This is a genomic window from Rheinheimera fenheensis (assembly GCF_039871805.1).
Classification (GTDB): Bacteria; Pseudomonadota; Gammaproteobacteria; order Enterobacterales; family Alteromonadaceae; genus Alishewanella; species Alishewanella fenheensis.
Map to the genome: position 1 here is coordinate 48,448 of NZ_JBDPJM010000014.1, position 11,765 is coordinate 60,212.

Annotated in this window: 8 protein-coding genes and 1 tRNA gene; 7 read left to right on the plus strand and 2 right to left on the minus strand. The window is 46.6% G+C overall.

The genetic code is table 11. The annotated features are described in order from the left end of the window. Positions 1-1,083, plus strand: a complete 1,083-nt coding sequence (gene rlmM / locus ABGI61_RS15910; RefSeq protein WP_347603075.1) for a 23S rRNA (cytidine(2498)-2'-O)-methyltransferase RlmM — start codon at positions 1-3, stop codon at positions 1,081-1,083. A 28-nt stretch (positions 1,084-1,111) separates the two neighbouring features. Here the strand turns inward: rlmM and ABGI61_RS15915 are convergent, their stop codons facing one another. Continuing rightward, the gene (locus ABGI61_RS15915; protein WP_347603078.1) at positions 1,112-2,299 is read right to left on the minus strand and encodes an endonuclease/exonuclease/phosphatase family protein; all 1,188 of its coding nucleotides are present in this window, start codon (positions 2,297-2,299) and stop codon (positions 1,112-1,114) included. Between the two features lie 316 nt (positions 2,300-2,615). Here ABGI61_RS15915 and ABGI61_RS15920 point away from each other — a divergent pair, with 316 nt between their 5' ends. The 5 genes from ABGI61_RS15920 to ABGI61_RS15940 all read left to right on the plus strand — a co-directional run bounded on the left by ABGI61_RS15920 (position 2,616) and on the right by ABGI61_RS15940 (position 8,907). Then, the gene (locus tag ABGI61_RS15920; RefSeq protein ID WP_347603081.1) at positions 2,616-5,756 is read left to right on the plus strand and encodes a TonB-dependent receptor; all 3,141 of its coding nucleotides are present in this window, start codon (positions 2,616-2,618) and stop codon (positions 5,754-5,756) included. 114 nt (positions 5,757-5,870) lie between these two features. Then, entirely contained in the window at positions 5,871-6,503 is a 633-nt protein-coding gene (udk, locus tag ABGI61_RS15925) for a uridine kinase (protein WP_347603084.1), read from the plus strand. A 20-nt stretch (positions 6,504-6,523) separates the two neighbouring features. Then, on the plus strand, positions 6,524-7,732 hold the full coding sequence (locus ABGI61_RS15930) for a NupC/NupG family nucleoside CNT transporter (RefSeq protein WP_347603087.1): 1,209 nt from the start codon (positions 6,524-6,526) through the stop codon (positions 7,730-7,732). Between the two features lie 15 nt (positions 7,733-7,747). After that, positions 7,748-8,698, plus strand: coding sequence for an isopenicillin N synthase family dioxygenase (locus ABGI61_RS15935; protein ID WP_347603090.1), 951 nt, complete (start codon positions 7,748-7,750; stop codon positions 8,696-8,698). A gap of 123 nt (positions 8,699-8,821) precedes the next feature. Then, positions 8,822-8,907: transfer RNA gene (locus ABGI61_RS15940), tRNA-Leu, on the plus strand. 38 nt (positions 8,908-8,945) lie between these two features. On the opposite strand, the gene ABGI61_RS15945 is transcribed toward ABGI61_RS15940, so the two are convergent. Continuing rightward, positions 8,946-10,412, minus strand: a complete 1,467-nt coding sequence (locus ABGI61_RS15945; RefSeq protein ID WP_347603093.1) for a RimK family ATP-grasp domain-containing protein — start codon at positions 10,410-10,412, stop codon at positions 8,946-8,948. 115 nt (positions 10,413-10,527) lie between these two features. Here ABGI61_RS15945 and ABGI61_RS15950 point away from each other — a divergent pair, with 115 nt between their 5' ends. After that, positions 10,528-11,658 (plus strand): peptidase C39 family protein, encoded by a 1,131-nt coding sequence (locus tag ABGI61_RS15950; RefSeq protein WP_347603096.1) that lies wholly within the window; start codon positions 10,528-10,530, stop codon positions 11,656-11,658. Positions 11,659-11,765 lie beyond the last annotated feature (107 nt).

The following is an 11,765-nucleotide window of genomic DNA, read 5'->3' on the forward strand; positions in this document are numbered from 1 at the left end:
ATGAGACAACTATTACTGTATTGCCGGGCGGGTTTTGAAAAGGAGTGCGCGGCAGAAATTCAGCACAAAGCGGCTCTTAATAACACTGGTGGCTTTTGTAAGCTGCAAAATGACAGCGGCTTTGTTATTTTTGAAGCCTATGACAGCGACAGTCTGGCGGCGTTTTACCGTGACTATCCTTTTGAACAATTTATCTTTATTCGCCAGTGGAGCTTACTGCAAGCGGGTTTACTTGATTTACCACCGGCTGATCGCATTGCGCCGGTGCTTGAGGCCCTATTGTCAGCAGAGCTAACCGGCTGTGGCGAGTTGCGGGTAGAGTACCCCGATACCAATGACGGTAAAACCTTATCTACGCTGGCGCGTAAACTTACAGTACCGCTGCGTCAGGCGCTGCGCCAGGCGGGCGTGCTGACGCAAAAAGAGCAAAAACGGGCAGCAGTGCTGCATTTGTTTTTATTAAGTGGTCAGCAGGGCTATATTGGGGTGTCGTACCCGGAGAATAACAGCCCGCTGGAAAATGGCATTATGCGGCTTAAGTTTCCCGCTGAGGCGCCAAGTCGCAGTACATTAAAGCTGGAAGAAGCGTTTTTACAGTTTATCCCTAAACGTGAGTGGGATACGCGACTGTCCGGAGGCTTACATGCGGTAGATTTGGGCGCTTGCCCTGGTGGCTGGACCTATCAGCTGGTGAAGCGCAGTATGATGGTTACCGCCATTGATAACGGCCCTATGGCGGAGTCTTTAATGCAGACCGGTCAGGTGCAGCATTTAATGGTTGATGGCTTTAAGTTTGAACCGCAGCGCAAAAACAACTATTGGCTGGTGTGCGACATGATAGAGCAGCCGCAGCGGGTGGCCGAGCGGATTGCCGACTGGCTGATTAACGGCTGGTGTCAGGAAACCATCTTCAACCTGAAGCTGCCAATGAAAAAGCGCTATGAAACGCTGTGCGATATTCTGAAACAGTTTGAGCAGCGTCTCACATCAGCCGGCATCAAATACCGGCTGCAGGCAAAGCACTTATACCATGACCGCGAGGAAGTGACAGTGCATGTACAAAACCTGGTGCGGCGATTTTAATTAAAGCTCTGCCTTAAGAGGCGCTGATTCAATCAGCGCTTAATGTTAACTTTACCCAGACCAGTCGATGATCTGAGCTGGCACCGCGTGAACCGACTAACGGATACAGTGGATCGGCTTTTTCTGGCCAGAACACACCGCTATCCATCAGCGTGAAGCCTTGCTTTGACGGCAGCACATAATCAGCCCGCATACGCCAGCCGGCAGTATGTACCGCACCATGCGGGTTATCCGGGCTGTGCTCTTTACCGCCCAGGCTTTTTGGTGGCTGGCTGTTGTTAACGGCGGGGTGCTGATATAGCGCGCTGATGGCACTGTTAATGGCATCGCCTTCACCTTCGGCAGAGGCGTTTAAATCACCCAGCAACACAAAACGCTCGCCATGGCTAAAACCGCCTTTGTTGCCGTTATCATCATAAATATACTGGTTTTGCCCCGGCGTTAAATAATCTATCCAAAAGCGCAATTCATCATGGTTACGAATGCCGTTGCGGTTTTCCGGGCCGTCAAAAACCGGTGGTGTCGGATGGCTGGCCAGAATATGCACCGTCTGACCGTCAATCGTTAGCGGGATATCCCAGTGGCTTTTGGACGACAACGGGAACTGCTGCCAGGCATCAGCATTGTACCAAGGGCTGCCATCCGCTTTTTTGGTGGGCATAAAGCCTGGCATATCCTTCCATTTAAAGTGCTGAAAAGTGCGCACTTTAGCGTTATCTAGTGGGTATTTTGATAACAAAAGCATGCCATACTGGCCCGGGTAAAAGCCAAAGGCCCAGGCATCGGCGCCAACGCCGGTCGCTTTACCATCGTTGTCTAAGTCAAAAGGACTAGGCTGGCCGGTGTTGACCGTGCTGTAGTAAAAATAGGGGTAATCTATCGCTTTGGCGTTACCCTGCGGTTTATTTAAGTAATTACGGATAAAGGCTTTTACACCCTGCTCAGGGGCGGCAATATAATCAAACTCGTTCAATAGCAGCACATCAGGTCTCACGTGCTGAATAATCTGGGCAATGTTACGGATCTGTGGCTGATCGTCAGTTTGCAGCAGCTTAGCCAATACCTCACCATCGCCCGGCTCACCACGCGGCAGATAGTTTTGTGCTTCCATACTGACATTAAAGGTAGCAAAGGTAATTTCTTTGGCATTCATAGCTGTACTGGCTCCAAGGCAGAGCAGCGCGCCGATAAACAGCGCTTTAGGTAATGTTAACATTTAGGCGGCTGACAAGAGATTTTTCATGCGCGATAGCATAAAACGCTAACTGGATAAACACCAGTAAATGAATGAAAAGCTAGAATAAGTCGTTTTCTAGTCAATTTTAAGTCGTCTAGTGCGCAACTCAGACCAGCTATGTTACACTTATATTGCAACCGCCTAGGACAATGAGAGGAACAAAAAGTTCCCGTAAATCAGATGGGCGTAAGAAAAGTGTAATATGGTTTAGTTACCATTATCTCCCAAATTGAACACAACAACTGTATTCAAATGGATTTTAGATAAATACCTACAACTACCAGGTGAAAACGATATGAAAATTAAAAGTATAGCTCTTGCGGTAACGCTCGCTTTAGGCGCAAGCAATATCGCTCTGGCACAAGAAACTTCATCAGCTATTCGGGGTGTTGTTACTACTGAAGCCGGTACTACAGTTGCCAATGCTACAGTAACACTAACCGACAAGCGTAGCGGCACTACCCGTACTCTGACAACTAACGAAACCGGTACTTTCTCTGCACGCGGTTTGCAGGTTGGCGGCCCATATTTGTTGACAGTAAAGAGCGCCGATGGCCTGGTTGAAACTGTTGACAATGTTTTTCTTACTCTTGGTGATACCCAGAACCTTAACGTGATAGTGCAGCAGCCAGACGTTGAGCGGATTGCGGTTACCGGAACGGCAATTAGCAACTCTAACTACGGCGGCACGGGCCCTGCAGCAAACTTCAATCTGGAAGATTTACGCAATACGCCAGCGATTAACCGCGATTTACGCGATGTGGTGCGCGTTGATCCACGCATCTATATTAACGAAACAAATGCTGGTGATATCCAGTGTGCTGGTGCAAACCCACGCTTTAACAGCCTTACGGTCGACGGTGTGCGTACCAACGATAACTTCGGTTTAAACTCAAGTGGCTATCCAACCGAGCGCATGCCGTTTTCTTACGATGCGATTGAGCAGGTTGCTGTTGAACTGGCTCCGTTTGATGTGAAATACGGCGGTTTTACTGCCTGTAACATCAACGCTGTAACAAAGTCCGGTGGTAATGAGTTCAGTGGTAGCGTGTTCTTTGACTACACAAACGATTCTTTACAGGGTGACAAGCTGGAAGGCGACAAAATTAATGTTGGTGCTTTCAATGAGCGTCGTTATGGCTTTAATGGTGGTGGTGCAATCGTTAGCGACAAGCTGTTTTGGTTTGCTGCTTATGAAAAGTTAGAAGGCGCTGATACCTTCGACCGTGGCCCTGAAGGTTCAAATGCTGCCCGCGAAGTGTCTGGCATTACATTAGAGCAAGTCGATGAAATTGCACGTATTGCCCGTGAGGTTTATGGTTTTGAACCGGGCTCATTCCCATCGAGTATTCCGGTTGAAGACGAAAAAATTCTGTTGAAGCTTGACTGGTTTATTAATGACAGTCACCGCGCTGCTTTTACTTATAACTATAACGATGGCTTCTCTATTGCTGAATCTGATGGAGATGATGACGAGCTTGAGTTCTCAGGCCACTTCTATGAGCGTGGTGCGGAGTTTAACTCTTACGTAGCGAACGTATTCTCTGACTGGACAGATAACTTCTCTACTGAAGTTCGTTTAGGTTATTCTGAGCTTGATGCTCGTGTAAGCCCGTTAGGCGGTACTGAGGTTGGTGAAATTCAACTGCGTGTTGGCCCTACAGTGTATTTGGGCGCTGACGACTCACGTCACTCTAACAAGTTAACTTATGAAACCACTTTCTTTAAATTTGCTGGTACCTACTTGTATGGTGACCACTCAATCAGCTTTGGCGTTGAGCGCGAACAGTACGATGTGTTCAACCTGTTTATTCAGGAAACTGAGGGTGAATACGTATTTAACTCTATTGAAGATTTTGCTGCGGGTATTCCGTCATCAGCCATTTATGAAAACGCCGCTGGCACTAACAACCCGATTGATGGTGCAGGCCAGTTTAAATACGCAGTAAACACCGCTTATGTGCAAGATGAGTTTTACATTGTTGATCACGATGTAACCTTAACTTATGGCTTGCGTTACGACTGGTACACTACCAGTGATACACCACGTGTAAATCAGAGCTTTACCGATACTTACGGGTTTGCAAATGATGCCACCCTAGACGGCGAAGGGCTGCTGCAACCACGTTTAGGTGTTAACTGGATGGCAAGCCCAGAGCTTGAGGTTCGTGGTGGTATCGGCCTATATTCAGGCGGTAACCCAAATGTTTGGTTATCTAATAATTACTCAAACAATGGCGTTTCACTGTATCAGGCATCTACACCAAGTGATTTTTTCAATGCAGATAACACACTGTTTGACATTCCACACACTGGTTCAGGCCGTCCGTTAATTGATATCCCTCAGCAACTTTTTGATGAAGTTACTGCTGCTGATGGTCGTGGTCCTGTAAATGCATTAGATCCAAACTTTAAATTACCTAAAGAGTGGAAGTATGCGTTAGGCGCTACTTACACCTTCGACAGCGGCTATGTGGTGATGGCAGATTTGCTATACACCAAAAAAGAAGATGCGGCTATCGTATCTGATTTAAGACGCTCAGAAGAGGGTGGTTTTGGTCCGATCGGCGTATTACCAGACGGTCGTCCGCTGTACCCGTCAATTCCACGTAGTGTGCCAGAGGCCTTCCTGTTGACTAACGTGAATGGTGACTCAGGTGCCAATCTGTCAGCGTCGATTTCGGTTAGCAAGTCTTATGACTTTGGTTTAGATCTGACTGCTGCTTATGCATATACCGATTCAGAAGATGTAAATCCAATGACCAGTTCAGTGGCTTACTCTAACTACGGTAACCTGGCAACGGCTGATTTCGAAAATCCTGGTATTGCGAAATCAAACTATGAAATTCCACACCGTTTCACACTGCGTGCAACTTACACTGTGGAGTTAATGGATGGCTATGATTCTACATTTAGCCTGTTTGGCTCAGCCAACGAAGGTCGCCCATACAGCTTCACCATGAACGGCAATGGCGATATCTTCACTGGTAGACAGTTGCTGTATGTACCAACTGGCGTAAACGATCCTAACGTTGAGTTTGCAGATAGCTTTGATACTGATGCATTCTTTGCATTTATCAACCGTGAAGGTTTAGATAAGTACGCAGGCGGCTATGCACCTCGTAACGAATTTAACAGTGATTGGTGGGTCAAAGTAGACTTCCGTTTCGAGCAGGAATTACCGGGCTTTATGGAAGGCCACCGTTCTAGCCTGTTCTTCGTGATTGATAACTTAACCAACCTTATCAATGATGATTGGGGTGTGTTGTATGAAACTAGCTTCCCACGTGCAGTAAACGTAGCGAACTTTGGCACTACAGCCGATAACAAGTTCCTGTACAACACCTTCAATGCTGGTCGCGTAGACCCAGTTCAAGGCCGTGCGGGTGACCCATCTCTTTGGAGCATGCGTTTAGGCTTTGAATACAAGTTCTAATACCAGTGTTGCTTCAAATTAAAGATGCCCGCTGAATGCGGGCATTTTTTTATTTCTAAATAAGCACTTTTTAGCGATAATCAGCAGCTATTTTCTGCAAAAGTGAACGTTTCAGTGGGAAAAAACACTATCATAGCTATTGCCGGCGCTTCGGCGTCTGGTAAAAGTCTTTTCGCATCAACAGTCTACCAAGAACTGGTGGCTGAGCTGGGTGGTGAGCGTATCGCCATTTTGTCCGAAGATGCCTATTACCGTGACCAGAGCCATTTGTCTTTTGAGCAGCGAACGCTAACCAATTACGACCACCCTGCAGCGTTCGAGCATGAATTACTGGCGGCGCATTTACGCGCACTGCGCGCTGGTAAAGCAATACAGATGCCGCAATACAGCTATAAAACCCATACCCGAACTGAAGAGACCATTGCGGTACAACCGGCCAAAGTGATTCTGGTGGAAGGCATTTTACTGCTAACTGATGAGCAGTTGCGTGAGCAGTTTGATATCACCGTATTTATGGATACGCCACTGGATATCTGTTTACTGCGTCGGATAAAGCGGGATTTAGAAGAGCGTGGCCGTAGTTTAAGCTCGGTCACTGAGCAATATGAGAACTCGGTGCGTCCGGCATTTTTTGAGTTTATCGCCCCTTCCAAACAATATGCCGATTTAGTGGTTACCCGTGGTGGTAAAAACCAAATTGCTATTGACATTATAAAAGCAAAAATCCGCCAGTTGCTGGCAGAATAACAATAATCAGGGAATAACCGATGATGGGATTAGTGGGCATTGCAGCCCTGTTACTGGTAGCGTATCTGGCATCAGCCAAGCGTAGCCGTATTAACTGGCGCACCGTGGGCGGCGCCTTTGCTATTCAGCTGGCAATAGGCGCATTTGTGCTTTACGTACCTTTTGGCCAAGATGTGTTGTACAACATCTCTCAGGTGGTGGCTAACGTAATTGGCTATGCCAACGCCGGTATTCAGTTTTTGTTCGGTGATCTGGGTAAGTTTTCCCAGGGATTCATTTTTGCCATCCATGTGCTGACCATTATTATCTTCTTTTCATCGTTAATCGCGGTGTTGTATCACGTCGGTATTATGACCTGGGTAATCCGTATTATAGGCGGTGGTTTGCAAAAAGTGCTGGGTACCAGCCGGCCAGAATCGATGTCGGCTGCAGCCAATATTTTCGTCGGTCAAACCGAAGCGCCGTTAATCGTGCGGCCTTTCATTCCCACTATGACACGTTCCGAGTTGTTTGCCGTTATGGTGGGTGGTTTAGCATCTGTTGCCGGTTCAGTACTGGCCGGTTACGCTGGCTTGGGCGTGGAGTTAAAGTACCTGATAGCCGCCAGCTTTATGGCTGCGCCCGGTGGCTTTTTAATGGCAAAAATGATCCTGCCGGAAACTGAGCAGCCAAAAAATGAACTGACAGAAATTAATACCGAAAAGCCTCATACTAACGTGATCGATGCCGCTGCAGCCGGTGCGTCCAGTGGTATGCAACTGGCATTGAATGTAGGTGCTATGCTGTTAGCTTTTGTCGGTTTAATTGCGCTGGTTAATGGCATTGTTGGTGGCGTGGGCGGCTGGTTTGGTAAAGACGATTTAACACTGCAACTGATTTTCGGCTACGTATTTCAGCCGCTGGCCTTTATTTTAGGCGTGTCTTGGGATGAGGCACGCATGGCTGGCAGCTTTATCGGCCAAAAGCTGGTAATAAATGAGTTTGTCGCATACCTCGACTTTGTGCAGGTGAAGGAGCAGTTAAGTGCCCATACACAGGTGATAGTGACTATTGCTTTGTGTGGTTTTGCTAACTTTTCGTCAATTGCTATTTTATTAGGTGGCTTGGGTGGTATGGCGCCAGGTCGCCGGGCTGATATTGCTGAGCTGGGTTTAAAAGCTCTGTTGGCAGCAACATTAGCTAACTTGATGAGCGCTGCTATTGCAGGGTTCTTTTTTACTTTAGGCTAAAAACAGGTCTTTTATATGACAAAGCAAGTTCCTACGTTAGATATAAGACGGTTTGCCACCGACAAAGATAACTTTGTTGCCGAAATTGGCAAGGCCTACACTGAGTTTGGGTTCTGCGGCATTAGTGGCCACGGTATTCCGGATGAAGTGGTAGCAAATACTTACAATGCAATTAAGCAGTTTTTTGCTTTACCGACTGAGGTTAAAGCAAAATACCATAAACCAGGGCAGGGCGGTGCACGCGGTTACACCGGCTTTGGGGTTGAAAAAGCAAAAGACTCAAATCACCCAGATTTAAAAGAGTTCTGGCATGTTGGCCGTGAGCTGCAAGGCCCAGCGCCGCATCCCAGTTTGTATCCTAATGTGTGGCCAAAAGAGGTAGAGGGCTTTAAACAAGCAACTTATGCTCTGTACACAGAACTGGAAAAGTTAGGTAATACGGTACTGGAAGCCCTGGCACTTTATCTGGGACAAGAGCAGAAATATTTTGCTGATAAGGTGAACTACGGTAATTCAATTTTGCGGCCGATTCATTATCCGCCAATTAAAGATACCAGTACACAGTCTATCCGTGCCGGTCAGCATGAAGATATTAATCTTATTACCCTGTTAGTGGGTTCTAACGAAGCGGGTCTTGAGATATTGCGGCGTGATGGTAGCTGGCTGCCGGTCACGACTATTGAAGGCACAATCGTGGTCAACATTGGCGATATGTTACAGCGCCTGACTAATCATGTATTACCATCGACCACACACCGGGTTGTTAACCCTGCTGGTGCGGCAGCGGGTGAGCCTCGCTACTCAATACCGTTTTTTATGCACCCCAACCCGGATTACGTAATTGAAACACTCTCAACTTGTATCAGTGCTGATAATCCTAATCGTTACCCTGAACCAATTAATTCAAACGACTACCTAATGCAGCGTTTAGAGGAGATTGGTTTGCTGAAAAAGGCGAAATACTAGGCGCTTTGCCTAGTATTTGTCCGAACAGTGCAAAACAGCAGAAAATGTGCAGTTTCACAGTTGACTGCTGTTTTAAAGTCGCTATACTGCACGCCATGTTAAGCGCTGAGCGCGAAACATAATGCAGATGTGGTGGAATTGGTAGACACGCAAGCTTCAGGTGTTTGTGCCCACAAGGCGTGAGAGTTCGAGTCTCTCCATCTGCACCAAATAAACCGGCTAAAGCCGGTTTTTTTGTGCCAAAATTTTACCGTTTTAGTTCGATGCGGCGAATAAAGTCTTCTACCAGTAGATCGTACAATTTATTACCCAGATATAGGTCTTCTACACCATCGTCGATGTTAGGGTTATCGTTCACTTCAATTACATAAACCTTATCGCCATCCTGTTTAATATCAACACCGTAAAGGCTATCGCCTATCGGGGCGCAGGCTTTAAGCGCAGCATCGATAACATGGCGTGGTACTTCACTGATGGCGCACGTGGTAAAACCGCCGCTTTGTGTTTTGGCGCTGCCATGCTTGTATATTTGCCAGTGGTTGCGGGCCATAAAGTATTTACAGGCAAAAAGGGCCATGCCATTTAGCACGCCTATACGCCAGTCGTACTCAGTAAAGGTGTAACGCTGCGCTAGAATAATAGCGCTTTGTTCAAACAAGGTTGTTAGCTGAGCTCTAAGTTCAGTCAGGGTTTTTACTTTAACCACACCGCGGGAAAAACTGCCATCTGGAATTTTTAGCACCAACGGTAAGCCCAAGGTATCTGCTGCGCGTTCCAGGTTGTCCTCATCCTGTTTAAATAGCAAAATGCCATCTGGCATCGGTACCTTGTGTTGTTCAAATAGTGTTTGCAGGTACACCTTATTACCGCATCGCAATATTGAATTAGGGTCATCAATGACGGCCAGCCCTTCGCGTTCTGCTTTTAATGCCATATGAAAAGTGTGATGGTTGACTGATGTGGTCTCTCGAATAAACAAACCATCGAACTCTGCCAGGCGATGAATATCTTTAGCGCTGATCTGTTCTGTATCCATAGCGGCCTTGCGCGCGGCTTTGGTAAATAGCTCTAGTGATTTTGGCGTGCAGGGAGGAAATTTTTCTTTAGGGTCAACCAGCACGGCTAAATCATATTTGTACTTTTTATTCGTTGGTTCTAAACGCCAGATCTTGTGGCTGTATTTTTCCAGTGTATTACCAAAAAAGCTTTGCTCATGTTCGTCCAGTTTATTTACGCTGCCTATTTTTAAGGTCTTTACCTGCCAGCTGGTCTTTTTCTGCAGCTCTACACGCAGAATAGGTACCGGAAAGGCTTCAAATAAATAGGCCGCCACCTTCTTTAAGGCTTTAATTGCGGTTTCACCGAAGTAAATATTAAAAACCAGCTGTGTTTCTGTCTCACCCGCCAGCGCTTTATTCAGCTGGCCTAAAATACTGCCAGGGATCTCCTCGGCAATATCGGCTATTTCGTGGCGGTTAAATTTATTAAATGCTCTTACCGAGGGCATAACGTTGTGGCCACGCGCTTCAGCCAGTAAAGAGCAGTAATAACCGGTACCTAAATACTGAGCCTGGCGGCATAGGTTAATTACCCGGGTACGTTGCTTATTCTTGGCTGACCACTTTAAATAGGCAGTTAAAGTCATCACGCCGTCATACTGATAATAGGGTGCCCAATCTTGTGCTTTATCGACGACAATGATCAGTTTGGCCATCTCTGCTCCTGTAATGTTGGCAAACAACGAAATTTCTTATCGAATTTTCATTTGCTTAGCGCGCTTTATCCTAAACTTAGTAAAAATTTAGCTTAAGGCAACCAAGAGTGCAGTAATGGCAGTAAATAATAGTGAGGTGTCATTAGTTAGCAGATTAGCGAGAGCCAGTGATGTGTCTGCTTTATTGGCGTTGGAGTTCGCTTGTTTTAATTCAGACCGTCTTAGTGTGCGCAGTTTCAAGCGATTTTTACGCGAAAAACGCAGCGACTTATATGTGGCAGAGCTTGACGGCGTGCTGGTTGGGTATTTTTTACTGCTTTACAGAAGAGGCACCAGCCTGGCAAGACTTTATTCACTGGCAGTATCGCCGGCTTATCGTAAACAGGGCATCGCCGAATTTTTATTGCAACAGGCAGAGCAGACAGCCGCTGAGCGTAATTGTGTGTTACTCAGGTTGGAAGTGCGGCAGGATAATGTTGCTGCTATCCGCTTATATCAAAAATTGCACTATCACGAGTTCGCTGTTAAGCATGATTTCTACGAAGATCACTCCGATGCCATCTGCATGCAAAAACAGATCATTCAGTTTGACAGCAGTTCGGTCAGACGACAGGTGCCTTATATTCATCAGACCACTCCTTTTACCTGTGGCCCGGCCTGTTTATTGATGGTGTTTAACTACTTCAAGCCTGGCCAGTTTGGCCCTTATGCGCTTGAAATAGACATCTGGCGAGAGGCCACTACTATATTTATGACATCTGGTCACGGTGGTTGTGGCCCGCGAGGCTTAGCCCTCGCCGCGGTTAAGCGTGGCTTTGCAGCGGAAATCTATCTGAATAAAGACGGCCCCCTTTTTACTGATACGGTACGCAGCGAAGTAAAAAAACAGATTTTGCAGCGGGTACATGAGTCGTTCCGGCAAAAAGTGCAGCAAAAGGCAATTCCAGTTCAGCTTAAAGAGCTGACCATCGATGATATAAAGCAGCTATTACACCAAGGTGCTTTGCTATTGGCATTAATCAGTACCTGGCAGTTTGACAAAAGCAAAGCACCGCATTGGGTGGTGGTGTGTGCGGTTGACGAACATTTTGTGTATATCAACGATCCCGATACCGAGGATATCCCCTGGCTATCCCCAGCCGAAAGACAGTATATTCCGGTAGAGCACTCAGTATTTAACAAAGCTTTTAGCTATGGCAAAAACCGTTTAAAAGCTGCAATAGCGATTAGGAACACAAAACCTTAGCGTTTTTGCTGGCTTTTAAAGCGGTTTGTGCAATTTTTCTGCGAACGATCACAAAAACACAGGTTTTCACACTTAACCGCTTGCACGTGTTTTAAAACGCCCTATAA